This is a genomic window from Streptomyces sp. NPDC029836, assembly GCF_055574495.1.
On the sequence record NZ_JBVHZI010000006.1, the window covers coordinates 137,671 to 156,657 of the forward strand.

27 protein-coding genes and 1 pseudogene are annotated in these 18,987 nt (G+C 71.0%); 7 read left to right on the plus strand and 21 right to left on the minus strand.

Translation table 11 applies throughout. The features are described 5' to 3' along the window. Nucleotides 1-61 precede the first annotated feature (61 nt). The 4 genes from ACZ4XJ_RS19270 to ACZ4XJ_RS19285 all read left to right on the plus strand — a co-directional run bounded on the left by ACZ4XJ_RS19270 (nucleotide 62) and on the right by ACZ4XJ_RS19285 (nucleotide 2,987). Nucleotides 62-1,582 carry an SGNH/GDSL hydrolase family protein gene (locus tag ACZ4XJ_RS19270; RefSeq protein ID WP_468496844.1) on the plus strand — a complete coding sequence of 507 codons (1,521 nt, stop codon included), beginning with the start codon at nucleotides 62-64 and terminating at the stop codon, nucleotides 1,580-1,582. A gap of 71 nt (nucleotides 1,583-1,653) precedes the next feature. Further along, nucleotides 1,654-2,460 (plus strand): peptidoglycan-binding protein, encoded by an 807-nt coding sequence (locus tag ACZ4XJ_RS19275; RefSeq protein WP_468496845.1) that lies wholly within the window; start codon nucleotides 1,654-1,656, stop codon nucleotides 2,458-2,460. 39 nt (nucleotides 2,461-2,499) lie between these two features. Beyond that, the gene (locus ACZ4XJ_RS19280; RefSeq protein WP_468496846.1) at nucleotides 2,500-2,727 is read left to right on the plus strand and encodes a hypothetical protein; all 228 of its coding nucleotides are present in this window, start codon (nucleotides 2,500-2,502) and stop codon (nucleotides 2,725-2,727) included. Next, on the plus strand, nucleotides 2,724-2,987 hold the full coding sequence (locus ACZ4XJ_RS19285) for a hypothetical protein (protein ID WP_468496847.1): 264 nt from the start codon (nucleotides 2,724-2,726) through the stop codon (nucleotides 2,985-2,987). Before ACZ4XJ_RS19280 ends, ACZ4XJ_RS19285 begins: the two co-directional genes overlap by 4 nt. A 68-nt stretch (nucleotides 2,988-3,055) precedes the next feature. On the opposite strand, the gene ACZ4XJ_RS19290 is transcribed toward ACZ4XJ_RS19285, so the two are convergent. From ACZ4XJ_RS19290 to ACZ4XJ_RS19315, 6 genes are all read right to left on the minus strand, one after another. Then, nucleotides 3,056-3,496, minus strand: coding sequence for a hypothetical protein (locus tag ACZ4XJ_RS19290; RefSeq protein ID WP_468496848.1), 441 nt, complete (start codon nucleotides 3,494-3,496; stop codon nucleotides 3,056-3,058). 69 nt (nucleotides 3,497-3,565) lie between these two features. Then, nucleotides 3,566-3,697 (minus strand): hypothetical protein, encoded by a 132-nt coding sequence (locus ACZ4XJ_RS19295; protein WP_468496849.1) that lies wholly within the window; start codon nucleotides 3,695-3,697, stop codon nucleotides 3,566-3,568. A gap of 357 nt (nucleotides 3,698-4,054) precedes the next feature. Continuing rightward, on the minus strand, nucleotides 4,055-4,294 hold the full coding sequence (locus ACZ4XJ_RS19300; protein WP_468496850.1) for a hypothetical protein: 240 nt from the start codon (nucleotides 4,292-4,294) through the stop codon (nucleotides 4,055-4,057). 35 nt (nucleotides 4,295-4,329) lie between these two features. Beyond that, nucleotides 4,330-4,614: a hypothetical protein gene (locus ACZ4XJ_RS19305; protein WP_468496851.1), complete on the minus strand. Its 285-nt coding sequence runs from the start codon at nucleotides 4,612-4,614 to the stop codon at nucleotides 4,330-4,332. Further along, a complete protein-coding gene (locus tag ACZ4XJ_RS19310; RefSeq protein WP_468496852.1) occupies nucleotides 4,611-4,856 on the minus strand; it encodes a hypothetical protein in 246 nt (81 codons plus the stop codon). Before ACZ4XJ_RS19310 ends, ACZ4XJ_RS19305 begins: the two co-directional genes overlap by 4 nt. Next, complete coding sequence (locus ACZ4XJ_RS19315) at nucleotides 4,853-5,056, minus strand: hypothetical protein (protein WP_468496853.1); 204 nt, start codon at nucleotides 5,054-5,056, stop codon at nucleotides 4,853-4,855. Before ACZ4XJ_RS19315 ends, ACZ4XJ_RS19310 begins: the two co-directional genes overlap by 4 nt. A gap of 404 nt (nucleotides 5,057-5,460) precedes the next feature. Here ACZ4XJ_RS19315 and ACZ4XJ_RS19320 point away from each other — a divergent pair, with 404 nt between their 5' ends. Then, nucleotides 5,461-6,180: an XRE family transcriptional regulator gene (locus ACZ4XJ_RS19320; RefSeq protein WP_468496854.1), complete on the plus strand. Its 720-nt coding sequence runs from the start codon at nucleotides 5,461-5,463 to the stop codon at nucleotides 6,178-6,180. Then, on the plus strand, nucleotides 6,167-6,634 hold the full coding sequence (locus tag ACZ4XJ_RS19325; RefSeq protein ID WP_468496855.1) for an NUDIX hydrolase: 468 nt from the start codon (nucleotides 6,167-6,169) through the stop codon (nucleotides 6,632-6,634). The genes ACZ4XJ_RS19320 and ACZ4XJ_RS19325 overlap by 14 nt, the downstream gene beginning before the upstream one ends. A 237-nt stretch (nucleotides 6,635-6,871) precedes the next feature. On the opposite strand, the pseudogene ACZ4XJ_RS19330 reads toward ACZ4XJ_RS19325, so the two are convergent. The 15 genes and pseudogenes from ACZ4XJ_RS19330 to proS form a co-directional block, all read right to left on the minus strand. Then, nucleotides 6,872-7,879, minus strand: a pseudogene (locus ACZ4XJ_RS19330) (ATP-binding protein); the annotation flags it as partial. Continuing rightward, nucleotides 7,879-8,250, minus strand: a complete 372-nt coding sequence (locus ACZ4XJ_RS19335; RefSeq protein WP_362875899.1) for a YraN family protein — start codon at nucleotides 8,248-8,250, stop codon at nucleotides 7,879-7,881. The gene ACZ4XJ_RS19335 and the pseudogene ACZ4XJ_RS19330, both read right to left, overlap by 1 nt. A gap of 185 nt (nucleotides 8,251-8,435) precedes the next feature. After that, on the minus strand, nucleotides 8,436-8,744 hold the full coding sequence (locus ACZ4XJ_RS19340) for a DUF2469 domain-containing protein (RefSeq protein ID WP_008745401.1): 309 nt from the start codon (nucleotides 8,742-8,744) through the stop codon (nucleotides 8,436-8,438). A 55-nt stretch (nucleotides 8,745-8,799) separates the two neighbouring features. Next, nucleotides 8,800-9,333, minus strand: coding sequence for an NUDIX hydrolase (locus ACZ4XJ_RS19345; protein ID WP_362875898.1), 534 nt, complete (start codon nucleotides 9,331-9,333; stop codon nucleotides 8,800-8,802). Continuing rightward, complete coding sequence (gene lepB, locus ACZ4XJ_RS19350; protein WP_468496856.1) at nucleotides 9,323-10,105, minus strand: signal peptidase I; 783 nt, start codon at nucleotides 10,103-10,105, stop codon at nucleotides 9,323-9,325. The genes ACZ4XJ_RS19345 and lepB (ACZ4XJ_RS19350) overlap by 11 nt, the downstream gene beginning before the upstream one ends. Nucleotides 10,106-10,149: 44 nt before the next feature. After that, a complete protein-coding gene (lepB, locus tag ACZ4XJ_RS19355; protein WP_362875896.1) occupies nucleotides 10,150-11,046 on the minus strand; it encodes a signal peptidase I in 897 nt (298 codons plus the stop codon). Between the two features lie 113 nt (nucleotides 11,047-11,159). Beyond that, a complete protein-coding gene (gene lepB, locus ACZ4XJ_RS19360) occupies nucleotides 11,160-12,086 on the minus strand; it encodes a signal peptidase I (RefSeq protein WP_468496857.1) in 927 nt (308 codons plus the stop codon). Nucleotides 12,087-12,192: 106 nt separating this feature from the next. Then, complete coding sequence (lepB, locus tag ACZ4XJ_RS19365; protein ID WP_468496858.1) at nucleotides 12,193-12,945, minus strand: signal peptidase I; 753 nt, start codon at nucleotides 12,943-12,945, stop codon at nucleotides 12,193-12,195. A 44-nt stretch (nucleotides 12,946-12,989) separates the two neighbouring features. Continuing rightward, entirely contained in the window at nucleotides 12,990-13,340 is a 351-nt protein-coding gene (rplS, locus tag ACZ4XJ_RS19370; RefSeq protein WP_079429989.1) for a 50S ribosomal protein L19, read from the minus strand. A 133-nt stretch (nucleotides 13,341-13,473) separates the two neighbouring features. Further along, nucleotides 13,474-14,295 (minus strand): tRNA (guanosine(37)-N1)-methyltransferase TrmD, encoded by an 822-nt coding sequence (trmD, locus tag ACZ4XJ_RS19375; protein WP_362875894.1) that lies wholly within the window; start codon nucleotides 14,293-14,295, stop codon nucleotides 13,474-13,476. Then, nucleotides 14,295-14,903, minus strand: coding sequence for a ribosome maturation factor RimM (gene rimM / locus ACZ4XJ_RS19380; RefSeq protein ID WP_362875893.1), 609 nt, complete (start codon nucleotides 14,901-14,903; stop codon nucleotides 14,295-14,297). The genes trmD and rimM overlap by 1 nt, the downstream gene beginning before the upstream one ends. A 166-nt stretch (nucleotides 14,904-15,069) precedes the next feature. Next, nucleotides 15,070-15,309, minus strand: coding sequence for an RNA-binding protein (locus ACZ4XJ_RS19385; RefSeq protein ID WP_362875892.1), 240 nt, complete (start codon nucleotides 15,307-15,309; stop codon nucleotides 15,070-15,072). A gap of 2 nt (nucleotides 15,310-15,311) precedes the next feature. Next, nucleotides 15,312-15,752 (minus strand): 30S ribosomal protein S16, encoded by a 441-nt coding sequence (rpsP, locus tag ACZ4XJ_RS19390; protein WP_281206312.1) that lies wholly within the window; start codon nucleotides 15,750-15,752, stop codon nucleotides 15,312-15,314. Between the two features lie 205 nt (nucleotides 15,753-15,957). Then, nucleotides 15,958-16,557: a hypothetical protein gene (locus ACZ4XJ_RS19395; RefSeq protein WP_281206313.1), complete on the minus strand. Its 600-nt coding sequence runs from the start codon at nucleotides 16,555-16,557 to the stop codon at nucleotides 15,958-15,960. Nucleotides 16,558-16,761: 204 nt separating this feature from the next. Next, nucleotides 16,762-18,174 (minus strand): proline--tRNA ligase, encoded by a 1,413-nt coding sequence (gene proS, locus ACZ4XJ_RS19400; RefSeq protein WP_362875890.1) that lies wholly within the window; start codon nucleotides 18,172-18,174, stop codon nucleotides 16,762-16,764. Nucleotides 18,175-18,305: 131 nt separating this feature from the next. Here proS and ACZ4XJ_RS19405 point away from each other — a divergent pair, with 131 nt between their 5' ends. Then, nucleotides 18,306-18,986, plus strand: a complete 681-nt coding sequence (locus ACZ4XJ_RS19405; protein WP_468496859.1) for a methyltransferase type 11 — start codon at nucleotides 18,306-18,308, stop codon at nucleotides 18,984-18,986. The last annotated feature ends 1 nt before the right edge of the window (nucleotide 18,987 follow it).

The window sequence follows — 18,987 nt, forward strand, 5'->3', positions numbered from 1 at the left end:
CCCCGTCGTCACCGTTCGGGGACGCTTCCTGTTCCCCAACGGCCAGCCCCTCACCGGGTCCGTGTCCTTCCGGGCCCCGGCGATGTTGACCTTCGGCGCCGCCGACGTCATTCTCGGCGGCCCGGTCACCGCCCAGCTCGACCCGCAGGGCCGAATATCGGTCACCCTGCCCGCGACGGACGCGGCCGGGATGACGCCTACCGGCTGGTCGTACGTCGTCACCGAGCAGCTTGCCGGGGTCGGTACGAACCGCTCGTACAACATCCTGATCCCCGCCGCGAAAGACGATGTCGACCTCGCCGACATCGCGCCCACGGACCCCACCAAGCCCAACTACCTAGCCGTACCCGGTCCGACCGGCCCGAAGGGCTCCACCGGCCCCCAGGGCATCCAGGGCCCGCCCGGACCGTCGAATACGAAGTGGCGCCGCCGGGACCTGCCCGACCCCCTCACCGCGGATTCCCCGTACGCGGGACCGGCCCCCGTCATCACGACCACGCTCGGCACCACCCCGACCGCCGGATACATCCGGCACGTGCCCGCCCCCGTCGCCCTCACCGGCAGCGAGGTCCGGGGCGTCTTCACGTTCGCGGGGGCGGGCGGGTTCCTGGCCGGCACCGGCACCCCCGACAACCAGTACGTACTACCGACGTCGAGGTACCCCAACCTCTACACGTCCGGTCAGGCCGTGTGGTCCGTCGAGTTCGGCACCGACAGCCGGTACATACAGGTCCGGTACAAGCACATCAGCACCGCGTCACAGTTCCGCCTGACCATCGACGGGCGCAAGGTCAGCGACACCACCCAACCGGCGGGCGGCACCAACGCCGGATCCGGACACCTGATCACCATCGACCTTGGCAGCGCCGTCCCCCGGACGGTCCGGCTCGACTGCACCACGATGCCGTTCGGAGGGGTCTACCTCCCCCCGTCGGCCGGCATGTGGCGCGTCCCGTTGCAGGGCGGGCGCCTGGCCGTCCTGGGCGACAGCATCAGCGACGGAAGCGCCCACAACACGGGAGGCGGACAGGGCACATGGGTGGCGCGCGCCGCCCGCCTGCTCGGTTCCACCGACGTGTGGGAGTCGGGGCGCGGCGGTACCGGGTACGTCAACCCGGGAACGTTCGCCACCTTCGGCACCCGCGCCCCGCTTGACATCATCGGATGGACCCCCGACCGGCTGATCATCTTCGGGGGGTACAACGACGTCGCGGGCAACGACCAGGCCGTCATCCGGGCCGCCGCCGACGCCCTGTACGCCCAGATCAAACAGGGCCTACCCGCGTGTGAGACGTACGTGCTCGGCTGCTGGGCCCCCACCGGGACACCCGCCCCCAGCCTGATCGCCACCGACGAGACCCTGAGAGCCGCCGCCGCCCTCGCAGGTCTCCCGTTCGTATCACCGGTCACCGGCACGATCTACGCCGCGACCGGGCAGGCCGTCGCCACGCACGGCCCGTGGATCACCACCGGCAACGCCGCGACCTACGTGGGCACCGACCTGGTCCACCCCACGGACGCCGGGCACTTCTACCTCTCGCGCCGCATCGTCGCCGCCCTGCGCGAACTGCTGCCCGCGTAACCCACTCTCCCCGCCGCACCCCCGCCGCGCACCGCGCCGGGGGCCACAGCCATGCCCAGAAAGGGCCCCGCGTGAAGTTCATCAGCCGCGCCCAGTGGGGCGCCCGCGCCTCCCGCTACAAGCTCACCCGCATCCCCGACACCCGGGGCGTGAAGGTCCACTACGAAGGCTCGTACGTCCCCCCGAGCCTCGCCAACCCCGACGCGCACGCCCAGTGCGCCGAACGCGTCCGCGCCATCCAGGCGCAGCACCTCGCCGACGACGACGAGGACTATTCGGATATCGCTTACTCGGCGATGGTGTGCCCGCACGGCTACGTCTACGAAGGCCGCGGAGCGCACCACCAGACCGGCGCCAACGGCACGTCCGCGCTGAACCGGCAGCACTACGCCGTGTGCGCCATGGTCGGAAACTCCGGCCTGACCGAGCCGACCCCCGCCCAGCTCGACGGCATCCTCGACGCCGTCGCATGGCTTCGCGCCGACGGCGACGCCGGAGACGAGATCAAGGGCCACAAGGACGGGCACCCGACCGCCTGCCCCGGCGGTCCGCTGTACGCGTGGGTCCAGCGCGGCGCACCGCGCCCCGGCGGCACCCCCGGCCCCGGGCCCGTCCCGACCCCGGGCCCGAAGTTCGAGCCGTTCCCCGGGGCCGCGTGGTTCAAGAGCGCGCCCCGCTCGCCGATCGTGACCGCCATGGGCCGGCGCTTGGTCGCAGAAGGCTGCGGCCGGTACCGCAGCGGCCCCGGCCCGCAGTGGACCGACGCCGACCGCCAGAGCTACGCCGCCTACCAGCGCAAGCAGGGCCACACCGGTATCGGCGCCGACGGGTGGCCGGGCCCGAAGACCTGGGCGGCCCTCAAGGTCCCCAAGGTCTGACCCCGCCCCAACCCCACCCCCACCCCGAAGGAGCCCCACATGACCAACGCCGCGAAGCGCACCGTCCGCACGATCATTCAGACCACGGTCGCCCTGGCCGTCGCCCTGCCCGCCATCATCGGCGCGGCCGGTATCCCCGACACCCTGCCGTGGGTCGCCGCCGCCCTGGCCGCCGCTGGTGGCCTCGCCCGCGTCATGGCCCTGCCGACTGTCGAGGCCCTGCTCGATCGCGTGGGCCTGGGCCTGGTCGACGAGGTCGCTGAGTGACCCCGCCGCACCCGGACGACACTGGCGTAGCCCTCGAACTCGAACGGCTGCGCGCCGTCGTCGAGGTGGGCATGACCCGTATCGACGGCTCCCTCGCCCTGCTCGTACAGCGCAGCGATCAGACCGACAAGCAGATCGCCGACCACGAGCAGCGCCTCGACAACCTCGAACGCGGCCGATGGCCCCTTCCGTCCCTCGCGGCCCTGGTGGCCGTCGTGGGCGTCCTACTCGCCCTCTGGCAGGCCGGGCCCGCCCGGTAACAACAACGCCCCCCGTACGGCCACTCAGGGCCGTACGGGGGGCGCATTCGTGTTTCCGGGCGCCGCCCTTACTCGGCTTCCTTGAGTAGGCGGTGCGCACGCTCACGCGTATCCGGATCTTGCGGCGTCAGGATCCCCACGTAGGCGCCGTGCCACCCGTACGCCGTGATGCCGTACTGGTGCGGCTTGATCTCGTGCAGCGTGTTACGGACGTCCAGCTTCCATTTCTGATCTGGCGCCGCGAACCAGTGGTCGGGGCGCCCGCTGCTCAGCGCCCAGCCCGAGCACAGGCACCACCGGCCGATGTCCTCATGCGACGCGTTGGGCGGCGAGTGCCGAGTCGCGATCGACCACAGGTCGGGAGCATCCCCATTGACGTCCGGGACGGTGGCGACGACGCCCCTATTGCCGTGTCGGGCGTAGGCAAGCAGGCAATACGTGCCGTTGTCCCAGTCGTACAGGAACCGACCGATCGTCAGCCGGGACGTATCCGTGATCCGCTGTGGCATGAGTTGACCCTATCTTTCAACGAGGGCGGCGCCCCGGGCTGCAACCGGGGCGCCGCCTACGAGTTGAGGTCAGTGACCGGGCGAACCACTGCCGCCCTGCTGGTCGCCGTCCTCGATGTCGGTGTTGTCGTGACCACCGCTGTTGTCCTCGTCGCCACCGCGAACGGTGGCCATCCGCCTGAGTGCTTCCTTGAGCGTCACTGTGTGCCTCCTCAAGATCCCGGCCCGGGGACTATCCCTGGCCCGTCGTGCACTTGCGACCCACCCCGCCCGGCTCCCATTGCCGTACATGCCGGACGGGGTGGGGGTTGGCGCCGCCCTGCCGGGATGCCGATACGCGGCACGAAGCCTCGATCTCGGATCCGTCCGGCAGGGACGGAGTGTTGGGGGTAGGGCCCCGCCCGAGGGAGGAAGAACGGGCGGGGCCGCTGCGGGGCGCCAGTGCACGGGCGCCCCGATTACTCCGGCCGGGGGCAGCCGAAGCGTTCCAACCCGCCCCCTGCGTATCTCGCGGCCATGAGGAAAGTGGGGACCGGATAGCGGGCAGGGGGCGGAGCCTTAGACCCGCAGCGCGGCGAGTCTGGAGTCGTGGAAGATCAGGACGTCGCGCTTACGCCAGGCGAGCAGGACGTTCCCGCCGTCCTCGTCCGGGCCCCGGATCTGCCCCACGTGGAACACGTCCCGGGCGTGCACAGGCTTCCGGCAGAGCACCACGGCCGGGATGAGCCCCTGGTACGGGCCTGTCTCCGGGTGGCAGCGGCGCGCCCACTCGACCTGATCCGGCTTGAGCCAGGCCATGGACCCGCACACCCGCCCCGGCGGTCGGAACTGATTCACCGCTCCATCACCGCAGCCGCCCCGAGGAACAGCCCCACACCTCCGGAGATCATGAGGACCATGAGCGGCCCCGTGAACCGGGCCGCGAAGTCGTACGCCCGTCGCGCCGGCCCCCTCCGTCGGCGCGCCTCTCGTACGGCGCGCTGCACCAGCACCGGCGCGGCTTCCCTTATGGCGGCCGACACCACCGCGGCTTCCTTGTCGGCGAGCATGTCGACCCATCCCGCTTCCAACTCGGCGCGCTCCTGCGCCGTGAAGGCGAAGACCTCTTCCGGTCTCACAGGTGCCCCCAGCTGCGCGCGTTGGCGTGCCGAACACCGGCGCTGACGCGCTCCTCGTTGGTCGGCTTCACCAGGTCGCTGAACTCGACGTCCACCTCGACCCCGCCCCCTTCGGGACGGACCTGACAGAGCCCCCAGTCACGGCCCATGAGCCGGCCGAGCGTTCCCGTGGACTTGACCTTGACCAGGTCGCCGATGTGCGGCACCCAACCGGCGCCGTCGCGCTCCTCGTGGGCGCTCACGTCGCCACGTCCTCGCCGTCGGTCACCCGGTGCGGGTGCTCGCCGATGATCACGTTCATGGCGTGGACCCCCACTGTGTTGCCGAGCCGGCGGACCGCTTCGCGGTGCCGCCCTGCGGCCCCGCAGATCATGCAGCTGGACACCGGCACGGGCTCAAGGTCCGGGGAGTACAGCGCGGGGGGCGAGCTGGCCTTACTCATCGTTCAACCGCCTTTCCAGCCCGGCCGTCAGGGCGCGCAGGATCTCGGGGGTCGGTCGTGTGGTCGCTCGGATCGGCGCGGCGGCGGCCGGCACCCATGCAGGCATCGGGGAGTCGTCACGGCCGAGCCGGTGAAAGTCCCTCCGGGCTATGGCGGCGTCCACGTCACTGACGCGCCGTACGCGCCGCGGCAGCTCGTTCGCCATCGCCGTACCCCTTCCGGTTGTCAAGCACTTGATGACTCTCTGTGCTGATGCATGTCGATGTTGCGACGCCGGAGGGGGCGTTCCTACCCCGTTTGCAGGACGTTTGGGACGTTCTCTCGCTACGGTTCGTCTCGGGCTGCACGTCCCTGGGAGGCGAACAATGAACGACGCTCTACGTCGGGCCTTGGCCGATGCGAACATGACCGAAACGCAGCTCGCAGCGCTGTGTGGGGTCGACGCCAAAACGGTGGCGCGGTGGATTACCGAGCCGAACCGGATCCCTCACGCCCGGCACCGATGGGCAGCCTGCGAGGCGTTACGTGAGGAGGAACGAAACTTGTGGCCCACTGCGATCCGTGCGCTTACAACGGGACCGAACCGCGAGCTCGTCCAGGTCTACCCGTACCGCTCGGCGGCACCGGCAAGCCTGTGGCGTTCCCTGGTCACGAAGGCCCAACGCGAGCTGATGTTCGCCGGGTACACCAACTATTTCTTGTGGCTGGAGCAAGCCAACTTGAGTGGCGCGCTGCGGCGGAAGGCACAGACGGGGTGCCGAGTTCGCTTCCTGATCGGCGATCCGAACAGCTCCGTCACCGCGGCTCGGGAAGCTGAGGAAGACGTCCCCCTCACCCTCTCCACCCGTATCGCCGTCACCCTGGCCGAGCTGGAAAAGCTCCGGGACGTCTCAGGCATCGAAGGCCGCTTCGAGACCGGACATGTCAATCTGAGCGTGTTCCGCTTCGACGACGACATGATCGTTACGCCAATCCTCGCCCGCAGGGTCGGCCACGACTCTCCGATGATGCATCTACGGCGCTGCCAGACGGACGGCATGTTCGATCGCTTCGCCGCGCATGTCGAAGAACTGTGGGGACGCGGACGCGATATCCGGGAGGTTGCCGAAAATGCCCAGGCGTGACTACGAAGACGACCCAAGCGCCCCGAAGGCGAACAGCTTGGTACCAGCGGCATCAGCCGTCGTCGTGGACGATGCCGGCCGAGTGCTGTTGCAGCGGCGCACCGATAACGGCATGTGGGCGTTGCCTGGCGGAAAAATGGATCTCGGCGAGTCCATCGGGGACTGTGCGGTCCGCGAGACGCTGGAGGAAACCGGCATTGACGTAGAGATCACGGGCATTGTGGGGACGTACACCAACCCCGGCCACGTGTTCGCCTACGACGATGGCGAGGTCCGGCAAGAGTTCTCCATTTGCCTTCTTGCCCGTCCGACGGGCGGCACACTCCGCACCTCGGACGAGTCGTTTGAGGTGGCATGGTTCGCGCCGGACGCCGTCGACGATCTGCCCATGGTTCCCAGCATCCGCAAGCGTCTGACCGACTGGCGAGCCCAACGGGGGCCCGTGATCCGTTGATTTCGCCGCAACGCGGTAGCGGGCCGCTGACGGCCACGCCGCGCGCGTTCCTCCCCCGCGCGGCGCGGCCCCGCTACTGATCATGAGCGCGCCTGACGGCCCCGATTCCCCTCCATGGGGGTCGGGGCCGCCGTCGGTCTGGGAGACCGTCATACGGGCGCACAGGCCCGCGAACGGCCTAGCAGTTAGGGGCATCCCTTGTTTGCTACCAGGGGCACATAGAGATCACCTCCTCAAGCCACTCGTTTTACACGGCCTGTCCAGGAACAGCACGCCCCGGTGGGCCAGGGACACCGCCCCGGGCCGGGGGATCCCGGCCCCGCCGCCGACGAGGGACTGCATGGTCGCGGAGTGGTGCGGCGCGCAGTACGGGGCCCTGCCGACGAGGGGTTCCCCGGGCGGCAGGATGCCCGCGACCGAGTGGACGGCGGTCACCTCCAACGAGTCCTGCCGGGTGAGGGGCGGGATGACCCAGGGGATCCGCTCGGCCAGCATCGTCTTCCCGGCGCCCGGGGGCCCGCTCAGGAACAGGTGGTGGCCCCCGGCGGCCGCCACTTCCAGGGCTCGGCGGGCTCCGTGCTGCCCGGCGACGTCGGCGAGGTCCGGGTGGTCCCCGGTGTCGCCGCCGGTGCGGGAGAGGCCCGTACCGAGCCCGGCGCCCGGGAGGACGAGGCCCGCGAGCATGGCGTCGGGTCGCCCCGCCCGTTCGGGCGGCTCCTCGTCGGGCACTTCCCCGTCGGTCAGCACCGCGATCAGTTGCCGCAGGCTGCGCACGCCCAGCACCGACACGTCCGGCACGAGACAGGCCTCGGCGGCGCACTGTTGCGGCACCACCACTTGCCGGTACCCGGCCTCGGCGGCGGCGAGCACCGCCGGCAGGATCCCGCGGACGGGGCGGACCCGACCGTCGAGGCCCAGCTCGCCGATGAGGACGAGGTCGGCGATCACGGCGGGGTCGATCACCTCGGCGGCGCCCAGGACGGCCACCGCGACGGCCAGGTCGAAATGGGCGCCGGCCTTCGGCACGGACGCCGGGCTGAGCCCGACGGTGAGCTTCTTCTGCGGCCACTGGGCGCCGGAGTTGACCACGGCGGCCCGCACCCGGTCCCGGCTCTCCACCAGCGTCTTGTCGGGGAGGCCCACGAGCGTGAACGCCGCCACCCCCGGCTCCAGGTCGGCCTGGACCTCCACGACCACGCCCTCGACCCCGACGAGCGCCACGGAGCAGGCCCGGGCGAACCCCATCAGGCCACCCCCCGCACGTGCTCCACCACGGGCGCACCGCGCTGTGGCAGCAGGACGGCGACCAGGTCGATCCGTACTCCGCCGGGCGGCGGCCCCCCGTGGTCGGCCAGCCATCGCTCGGCGAGCCGGCGCAGTCGGGCGGCCTTGGCCGCCCGAACGGCGGCCAGGGGATGTTCGAAGTTCCCCACGCGCCGCGTCTTGACCTCGCACACGACGAGGGCGTCCCCGTCCCGCGCGACGATGTCGACCTCGCCGCCCCGGCAGCGCCAGTTCCGCGCGATCACGATCAGCCCCGCCCGGGTCAGCGCCCGTGCGGCGAGGTCCTCCCCGTACCGCCCCAATGCCTGCTGTGCCACGCCCTTCGCGTTCATCCGGCACCACCTCCGGCACCGAAGATCCCGCGTTCCCGCCCACCGTGTGGATCTTGGTGGACAGCCGGGCGATTGTGGAAAACCCCCTCACTCTCCCGCGTGAACCGGCCCCGCCCCAAGAAAAAACCGGGGCCCCGTAACGGAGCCCCCGGATCGGTCGGCCCCCGGATCGGCCGGCCGCCGGATCAGCCCCCCGGCAGTTCCAGGTCGGTCTTGTTCAGCTCTTCGATGTTCACGTCCTTGAAGGTCAGCACCCTGACCTGCTTGACGAAGCGGGCCGGTCGGTACATGTCCCAGACCCAGGCGTCCGCCATCGACACCTCGAAGAAGACCTCGCCCTGGACCGAGTGCACCTGCATCTCGTAGTCGTTGGTGAGGTAGAACCGACGTTCGGTTTCGATCACGTACTTGAACAGCCCGACGACGTCGCGGTACTCCCGATAGAGCTTCAGCTCCATCTCGGTCTCGTACTTCTCGAGGTCCTCGGCACTCATGGCATGTTCCCCTTCAGCCGTGCGTCCCCCTATTGTGCGCCGGCGCCCCGCGCCCCTAAACGATTTCCGGGGTCAGGACCACCGGAGCGTCCGGAGGGCCGTCGTCGAGCAGTGTGCGGAGCAGCTCGGCGAGTCTGGTCGGGTACACCGTCTCACGCGCCGCCAGCAGTTCCTCGGAGGTCCACCACCGCGCTCCGGAGACGCTGCGCCGTTCCAGTTCGGTGAGGCCGGCCATCACCGTCTCGGTCCGGGTGGTGCGGGCGAGGAAGTACCACTCGTCCTGCTCCCAGCGCCGCCCGTCGAAGGGGAAGGCGCAGTAGCGGCGCCACAGCACCGGGCCCAGGTCCACCTCGGTGATCCCGGTCTCCTCGGCCAGCTCCCGCAGCGCGGCCTCCTCCCGGGTCTCGGCGCCCTCCAGGCCACCGCCGGGGGTGAACCACCAGTCGTCGGCGGGGTCCGTCGGTTCGAAGCCGTGGAGCAGCAGGATCCGGTCCGCCGGATCCAGCAGGATCACCCGCGACACCTTCCGGGGCTCCCGCCCCTCCCCCGCGACCGGCTCCGTCCCGCTGCCGGCGCCGTCAGCGGCCACCGGCACGCTCCCGCCGGCCGCGCCCCAGGAGCCGCGCGAGCGGCCCGTACGCGGCTCCCAGCAGCACCAGCGCCGCTCCGGCCGCCACCGCCGTCACCTGGAGCAGCAGCGGCCCCGGCCGCGAGATGCCGCCGGGCAGGTCGGCGTAGGTCCGGGCCGGGTCCAGCATCTTCATCGACGGCCACGCCAGCGCGTCGACCCGGGCCGTCACCGTCGACCGGGGAACGGTGCCCTGCCCGGCCTCCGTCAGGTGGGCCCGGGAGTCCAGCGAGGCCCCCCGCCGGTCGCCCAGCAGGAAGAGGTTGCCCTCGGGCACCTTCACCTCGAACGGCGTCCCGGAGGCCGCCCCGGCGGCCGCGGCCGCCGCGTCGTTCCGCACGGGAGCCAGGTAGGTCTCGTCCAGCTCCTTGCCGTTCACGGTCAGCCGGCCGCCCTTGCCGCAGCAGGAGACGGTGTCGCCGCCGACCGCGACGACCCTCTTGACCATGGGCGAGTCGCTCCACATGGCGTCCCGGAAGACGACCACGTCCCCGCGCCGCACCTCGGCGCCGTCGATCCGCTGCGCGAGGACCCGGTTCCCGGGATTGACCGTCGGGACCATCGAGTCCGTCGGCACCGTGTACGGCTGGTACACGAGCGCGCCCCAGACGAAACCACCGAGGAAGAGCACAAAACCGATGGCCACGGCCAGTCCCGACAATGTGCTGCCGAGACCGCCGCGGCCATCCTTGCCACCACGTATACGTGTACCGCTCGCCTGCGTTCCGCCCATTGCAGCGCCCCCACACCTCGGAGATCGTCGACCTGGGCGGCACCCTACCGGGCGGTACGACCGTCGGTCAGCCTCCGCCTGCGCCACATGACGAGCGGTACGGCGCCGGCGAGCCCGAGGGCGGCCGGGCCGAGCCCGACGGGCGCCAGTCCGGCGGCCCCGAGGCCGAGCGCGGTCGCCGCGGCCTGGTTGCCGATGCCCGGCTGGTCGAAGGTCTTCGGGACCGGCAGCGTGGACCAGCGGGTGACCGGCCACGCGACGACCACGGCACGCCCGACGACCTTGTCGACCGGCACGAAGCCCTGGGTGGAATCCTGCATGTGGTAGCGGGAGTCCCGGGAGTTCTGCCGGTGGTCACCCATGACCCAGATCTTGCCCTTGGGCACGGTGATCGGGCCGAACGGGGCGTCGTCGCACGGGGTGTTGCCGGGGAAGATGTACGGCTCGTCGAGCTCCTTGCCGTTGACGACGACCGGTCCCCCCTTCTTGCACGAGACCGTGTCCCCGCCGATGGCGATGGTCCGCTTGATCAGGTCCTTCTCCTCGGCGGACGGCATGAGGCCGATCCAACTGAGGGCCTTCTGCGCGATGTTCGGCTCCGGGGTCGGCTGGTCGGACAGCCAGTCCGCGGGGTCGTGGAAGACTACGACCTCGCCGCGCTCGGGCTCCGAGCCGAACCACGGGGTCAACTTGTCGACCAGCACCCGGTCGCCCCGCTGCAGCGTGTTCTGCATCGAGTCGGACGGGATCGAGAACGCCTGCACCAGGAAGGTCTTGATCAACAGGGCCAGCAGCAGGGCGATACCGATCAGGAGCGGCAGCTCCTTCCAGAAGGAACGCTGCGGGCTCTCCTCGGCGGCGTCCTCCTCGGCCTCGCGCTCGACGGCGTCGTCCGGCCGCTCCTCGCCCTCATCGCGTCCGGATCGTGCGCCTACCGCCACATCCCCCACATCCACTCCTCAATCGAGAATCGCAGCCCGCTCCCAAGGGAGAACGGGCCCTCCCCTCCCTTAACGAGCGGGAGTTCCCTAAGGCGCGGGAGACCAAGGACACACTATGCGAACGGGGTGCCCCCACGGCGCCCGCCCGGCCCGCGCCGACGCCCCCGCCGGGCCTGGTCGGGGACGGTCAGGAAGGTCGCCGGCTGCTCCAGCCTGCGCCAGTGGTCGAAGGGCCAGGCGATCACCACGGCCTCCCCGACCACCTTCTCCTCGTCGATGGTGCCTTCGAAGGCCTCGTCCAGGTGGAACCGGGAGTCGGCCGAGTTCGCCCGGTGGTCGCCCATCACGAACAGCCGCCCGGCCGGCACCTCCACGTCGAAGCGGATCTCCGAGGGGGCGTTGCCGGGTGACACGTACGGCTCATCGAGCGGCGCTCCGTTGACGGTCACGCGACCCCGGTCGTCGCAGCACTTCACGGTGTCGCCGCCGACTCCGATGACCCGCTTGATCAGGTCCTGCTCGTCGGCGGAGGGGAGCAGGCCGATGAAGGTCAGGGTCTCCTTGATCTGCTTGATCCCGGCCGGGTCCTCGGCCGGTCGGGCCGCCTCGCCCTTGAGCCAGCCGCCCGGGTCCTCGAAGACGACGACGTCCCCGCGCTCGACCTGGGAGCCGAACCAGGGCGTCAGCTTGTCCACGAGGACGCGGTCGCCGATCCGGATCGTCTGTTCCATCGAACCGGAGGGGATGAAGAAGGCCTGCACCAGGAACGTCTTGAGCACCAGGGCGATGCACAGCGCGACCACCACCAGCAGCGGCAGCTCGCCCACCCGCCGGGTACGCCGGCGCCGCCGGACCCGGCGCGCCACCCGACGCCGCTCGGCCCTGCTGCCACCCTCACCCGCCGCGGGCCCGGAGTCCGGTTCCCGACCGGAGCCGACCGCCGAACCCCTGTCCTTCGCCCCGCTCCGACCCGGATCCGCGCCCGGCCGGGCCGCGGCGTCCGCGTCCATGCCGATGCCGGGCCACGCCCCGAAGTCCATCCGCCCGGACGGCGGCTTCCGCTTGCGGGCCGGCCGCCCGGAGGGGCTCCCGGAGCCGCCCTGCGATCCGGATCTCGGCGTGCGCCCGCCCTTCGGGCGCCCTCGACTACCCACGCGGGCCACCGTCCGCACCCGTCACGGAACCCCAGCGCGATACCGGCCAGCCGATCCAGTCGGCCCGCCCGATCACCTTCTCCACCGGCACCATCCCCCCGCCCGGCTCACCGAGGTGGTCGCGCGAGTCCCGGGACTGGGACCGGTGGTCACCCATCACCCACAGGGTGCCCAGGGGAACGACGATCCGGAAGGGCACCTTCGAGGGGGTGTCACCGGGAAAGAGGTACGGCTCGTCCAGCGCGACCCCGTTGACCTGGATCCGGCCCCCCGCGTCGCAGCACACCACGTCGTCCCCGCCGGTGCCCACGACCCGCTTCACGAAGTCGGTGTCGCGGGGCCGGGCCAGCCCGAGCGCCGATCCGGCGCCGCGCAGGGCCTCGCCGACCGGGTTGCCCGCGGCGCGTTCCCGCACGAAGGACCCGGTGCCGTCGAAGACCACCACGTCCCCCCGCCGCGGCTCGTCGCCGAACCGGTACGCCAACTTGTTCACCAGCAGGCGGTCGCCGACCCGCAGGGTCGGTTCCATCGAGTGGCTCGGGATCAGGAAGGGCTGGACGACGAAGTTCGCGAACAGCAGCAGGAAGACGGCGCAGACCGCGCCGAGCGCCCCGCCCCGCCGCCAACCCGGGGCGCCGGAGAACACGGAACCCACCGACCGCGCGGAAAACGCAGAACGCGGCCGCTCCGCCCCCTTCTCGGGGGCGGAGCGGCCGCGCTGTGTGAGCTCTGCTTCGGTGTCCATCGCAGGCGAGCCTATCCGGCCGCCCACTGGATCCGGAGAGGAGATCAGCGGTCGCGCTTCTCCTTGATCTTCGCGGCCTTGCCGCGGAGCTCACGGAGGAAGTACAGCTTGGCGCGACGCACGTCACCACGGGTGACGAGCTCGATCTTCTCGAAGATCGGGGAGTGGACCGGGAAGGTGCGCTCCACGCCGACGCTGAAGGAGACCTTGCGGACGGTGAAGGTCTCGGAGACGCCAGAACCCTGGCGGCGGATGACCACACCCTTGAACTGCTGGATACGGGAGCGGTTGCCCTCGATCACGCGGACGTGCACGTTGATCGTGTCACCGGGGCGGAAGGCCGGGACGTCGGTGCGCAGCGAGGCGGAGTTGACGCCATCGAGCAGGTGGGACATGGAGTTCGTCTGCTTTCTTCGCACGACGCCACAGGTCGCCGGTGCGGATTTCCGTAGAGAATTCGGGAGTCGTGTCGCGTCCCGGACGACGGTCCCCCTGTGGCAGGGGCGCCCGTGAGCACACAACAGCCGCCTATTCTTCCACGGCGGCGGGCCTGCGCCAAAATCGGCCGTCGGCGGTCGGCTTCCAGCCCAGGATGCTCAGGATCTCGCGGTCCTTCTTGTCGAAGGCGGAGGCCTCGCAGCGCTCGATCAGGTCGGGGCGGTTGCGCGCGGTACGGCGGAACGCCTCGTCCCGCCGCCAGCGGGCGATCTTCCCGTGGTGGCCGCTGAGCAGCACCTCGGGGATGCCGCGGCCGCGCCACCGCGGCGGCTTGGTGTAGACCGGACCTTCCAGCAGGTTGGCCATCCCGCCGGGCGCGAAGGAGTCGTCGCGGTGCGATTCGGCGTTGCCCAGCACTCCGGGCAGCAGTCGGGCCACGGCCTCGGTCACGACCAGGACGGCGGCCTCGCCGCCCGCCAGGACGTAGTCGCCGATGGAGACCTCGTAGACCGGCATGCGCGTCGCGTACTCGTCCATGACGCGCCGGTCGATGCCCTCGTACCGGGCCGGTGTGAAGATCAGCCAGGGGCGCTCGGACAGCTCGACGGCCAGTTCCTGGGTGAAGGGCCGGCCGCTGGGGGTGGGGACGACCAGCACCGGGCCGTGCGCGCCGGACTCGTAGCCGTCGGCGAGGGCCGCGTCGAGGGCCTCACCCCACGGGTCGGTCTTCATGACCATGCCGGGTCCGCCGCCGTACGGGGTGTCGTCGACCGTGTTGTGCCGGTCGTACGTCCATTCCCGCAGGTCGTGAACGTGTACGTCGAGCTGCCCGCGGGCCCGCGCCTTGCCGACGAGGGAGACGTTCAGCGGTTCGAGGTACTCGGGGAAGATCGTGACGACGTCCAGCCGCATCAGGCAGCGCCCTCAGCGTCGGTGCCGGTGGCGGTGGCGGTGGCGTCGGTGGCTTCGGCACCGGTCGTCTCGGCGTCGCGCGCGGAAGCGACCTCGGCGCGGTCGTCGATCAGCCCGGGCGGCGGGGTGATGACACAGCGCTGCTCCTCCAGGTCGATCTCGGCGACGATCTCCTCGACGAAGGGGATCATCACCTCGGTGCCGTCGGGGCGCTCGACGATGAAGAGGTCCTGCGAGGGCAGGTGGGAGATCTCGGTGATGCGGCCGATCGGGGTGCCGTCGGCGAGGACCACGTCCAGGTCCATCAGCTGGTGGTCGTAGTACTCGTCGGGCTCCTCCGGCAGTTCCGCCGGGTCGACCTCGGCGATGAGGAGGATGTTGCGCAGCGCCTCGGCGCCGGTGCGGTCCTTGACGCCGGCGAAGCGCAGGAGCAGCCGGCCGCTGTGCACCCGGCCCGTCTCGATGGTCAGCGGACCCGCCGACGCCGGATCGGTGCGCAGGACGGCGCCCGGCCCGAGCCGCAGTTCGGGCTCGTCGGTCCGTACCTCGACGGTGACCTCACCCTTGATCCCGTGGGCGCGGCCGATCCGCGCGACTACCAGCTCCACTGTGTGTCCTTCTCCCTTGCGCGGCCGACCCGCCGCCGCTCCCGCGGAGGTGTACCTCTCCGTCGTGGCTTCTCGGGTCAATGGTGGCTCCACCCGGGGGCGGAAACGACTCGGGCCGGGGTGGGCGACGAACGCCCTCCCCGGCCCGTGCCGGTGGTTCAACTGCTCAGCGGACCTGGTCCACGTCGATGAGGTCGACGCGGATGCCCCGTCCGCCGATGGCGCCCACGACAGTACGCAGGGCACGTGCGGTGCGGCCGTTGCGACCGATCACCTTTCCGAGGTCATCCGGGTGGACCCGGACCTCGAGCACCTGCCCGCGACGCAGGTCGCGCGAGGCGACCTGCACTTCGTCGGGGTTGTCCACAATGCCCTTCACGAGGTGCTCAAGAGCCTCCTCGAGCATGATCAGGCCTCGGTCGACTCGGCGGCGGCCTCAGCCTCGTCCGCCTTCTTGTCGGCCTTCTTGGCCTTCTGCGTGATGGCCTCGCCCTTGGTCTCGCCGATGCCCTCGAGGGCCTTGGCGAACTCGTCGAAGGTGCGACGCTTGCTTTCCTTGGTCTCCGGCTGCAGCAGCGGCGCGGGGGCCGGGAGGCCCTTGTGCGCCTGCCAGTCACCGGTCAGCTTCAGGATGGCGAGCACAGCCTCGGTGGGCTGGGCGCCGACCGACAGCCAGTACTGCGCACGCTCGGCGTTGACCTCGATGCGCGACGGGTTGTACGTCGGGTGGTAGATACCGATCTCTTCGATCGCGCGACCGTCCCGACGGGTACGGGCGTCGGCGACGACGATGCGGTAGTGCGGCTGGCGAATCTTGCCGAGGCGCTTGAGCTTGATCTTGACTGCCACTGGAGTGGTGTCTCCTGAACTTGACGTGGTTGGGCACATGAGATGCCACGTGGGGTTGCGGTACTCGGGTGCCCGATGGACGCGTCAGCCGGAGGAGAGAGGGGTCCTATGCGACTGTCGAGTACAGCTAGCCATTGTGCCATACGCCTGCGGCGCGCTCGCCCGCGAGAGGCGCGCCGACCTCACCCGGAACGGCCCGGGGCCGCTACGAGGCGGCCGCGGTGACGACCACGTCCGGGATGCGGAAGGGCTTCATGCAGCCGCCGCACACGATCGGCGCCTGGGCCAGTACGGAAGGGACCACGCGCACGTTGCGCCCGCAGTCGCAGACCGCCTTGACCCGGACGCCGCCGCCGGAGGAGCCGTGCCGGGCGGCAGGGCCGCGGAAGCTGCGCTTGGTGTCGGCCGCGGTGGCGACCGTGTGCGCCTTGAGGGCGCGCTGGAGCCGCTCGATGGTGGGGCGGTAGCGCTTCTTCGCCTCGGGATTGAGCGAGACCAGGGAGAAGCCGCTGCTGGCGTGCGGCTCCTCGGAGTGGTCCAGCCCCATCTCCTCGGCGATCGCGAGGAATCTGCGGTTGTGGTAGCGGCCGGCCCGGGAGGTGTCCCGGACTCCGCGGGCGGCTGCGATGCCGTGGACTGCCTCGTGCAGCAGTCGCTCGAAGGAGAGCTCGGCGCCGCAGGCGGACGAGGACTCTCCGATCAGGGACTCGGGCGCGGCAAGGTCAGGCAGCTCGGGGTGGTACCGCTGAATGTCGGCCCACGCCTGCGCCAGCTCTGCGGCGAGAACAGGTGGTGTCGTGCTCACGTCGTGACAACGAGCCGGGGGGCCCCGGTGTTCCGATTCCGGGCCATTCCAAATTTTTTGCACGTACCAGTCAGTTCAGCCTCATGCGTCCGGAGGAGGACGGGTGCGCCGATCTCAGGAGGAGTCGGTACGTAAGGAGTACCGACAACGGCCACGCCCCCGGTGCGCGGCCGTAGCCGCACACCGGGGGCGTGGCCCGGGAACTCAGTACGAGCGCGCGACGATGGCGAGCGTCCCCGGGGCGTCGTCCGTCGCCGGAACCGACCCGTCCGGGGCGATCAGGCAGCGTACGGAGACGGCCTGTTCGGCCAGCTTGGCCTCGCCCTCGGGGCCCAGGTCTGCCCACGGGATGCGCGCCCAGCCACCGGCGATGGCGGCCTCGGCGGCCTCCTCGATGGTCGCGACGTCCGACGTACGGGACTCGCGGCGCTCGCGGGACTCGCGCAGCAGCTGCGCCTGGTCCTCGTCCAGCACCTTGGGCAGCAGGTCGGCGATGGCGTCGATCTGCACCGGGGTCTTGCCGCCGGGGATGCGGCGGGCCAGCATCGCGGTGCCGGCCTCCAGGTCGCGGGGGCCGATCTCGATGCGGACCGGTACGCCCTTGAGCTCCCAGTCCACGGCGCGGCGGCCGAAGGGGGTGTCGACGCGGTCGTCGACGAACACCCGCAGTCCGGCGGCCTTGAGCTGGGCGCCCAGCTCGCGGACCTTGGCCACGGCCTCGTCGCCCTTGATCGCCATGACGACGACCTGGACGTGCGCGAGGCGCGGCGGGACCCGCAGGCCGTTGTCGTCGCCGTGGGACATGATCAGGCCGCCGACCATGCGGGTCGACACGCCCCAGGAGGTCTGCCAGACGAGCTCCTGCTTGCCTTCCTTCGACAGGTACTGCGTGTTGAAGGCCTTGGCGAAGTTGGTGCCCAGCTCGTGGCTGGTGCCCAGCTGGAGGGCCTTGCCGTCACCCATCATGCCTTCGAGGGTGAGGGTGTTGATGGCTCCGGCGAAGCGCTCCTTGGCGGTCTTGCGGCCGAGGACGACGTCGATGCCGAGGACGTTCTTCATGAAGTCGCCGTAGACGTCCGTGTGGATCCGCGCCGCGTAGTCGCGGGCGTCCTCGTAGGTGGCGTGGGCCGTGTGGCCCTCCTGCCAGAGGAACTCGCTCGTACGGAGGAACACGCGGGGGCGCATCTCCCAGCGGACCACGTTGGCCCACTGGTTGATCAGCAGGGGCAGGTCGCGGTAGCTCTGGACCCACTTGGAGAAGTAGTCGTTGATGATCGTCTCGGAGGTGGGCCGGACGACGACCGGCTCGTCCAGCTCCTTGCCGCCGCCGTGCGTGACGACCGCGAGCTCGGGGGCGAAGCCCTCGACGTGCTCCGCTTCCCTCGTCAGGTAGGACTGGGGGATGAAGAGCGGGAAGTACGCGTTCTGGGCGCCCGCGTCCTTGATCCGCGCGTCCATCTCCTGCTGCATCCGCTCCCACAGGCCGTAGCCGTACGGTCGGATGACCATGGTGCCGCGGACCGGACCGTTGTCGGCCAGCTCGGCCTTGTTGATCAGATCCTGGTACCAGCGGGGGAAATCCTCCGCCTGCGGGGTGAGAACGGGTGCCTTTGCCATGGCGCGAATGGTACGGCGCCGCGCGCGCCGAGCGTGAATCGGGTGGCGCGCTCCTCTGGACGCGGGGGCGAATGGGGAGTTCCCTGGCAACGGGGGCAAGGGGGCGATACGGAATCAGGAGCGCTCTTTCGATGACACCGACGCCGACGGCGACGCTCGTCGCCCGGGACTGGGCCGAGATCCAGGAACGGATGCTGGTACCGCTCTACGAGGCGGTCTACGACCGGCTGGAGGTCGGGCCGGGTGACCGGCTGCTGGGCCTCGGCTGTGGGGCGGGGCTGCCCCTGCTGTTGGCCGCGGGGCGGGGTGCCGCGGCCACGGGCGTGGAGGCGGATCCGGCCCGCCGGGCGCTGGCCCGGGAACGACGGCTGGAGGTGGTGGCGGATCCCCCGGCGCCCGAGGAACGGCCGTGGGACGTCCTGCTGGCCTTCTCGCCGTCCCCGGGGGCGCTGGCCTCGGCCCTCCCCGGGGTGCGGCGGGGCGGGGCCGTGGTGCTGGCCGACTGGGGTCCGCCGGAGCGGTGCACGGTGCCGGCGGTGCTGGGCGGCGGCCCGGTGGGGCGGGACCTGGACACGATGACGGCGGGGGCCGGGCTGGTTCCGGACGGTTCGGGGCGGGTGTTCTGCCCCTTCGGGTACGCGGACGTGGACAGCGCCGTGCGCGGCCTGCTGTCCACGGGGCTCTACGACGGCGCGGCCGATCCGGCGCTCGCGGAGAAGGAGCTGTCGGAGGCGCTTCACCCCTTCGAGCGGGGCGACGGCGCCGTCTGGCTGCCGAACATCTTCCGGTACGTCGTGGCCCGGGTGGCCTAAC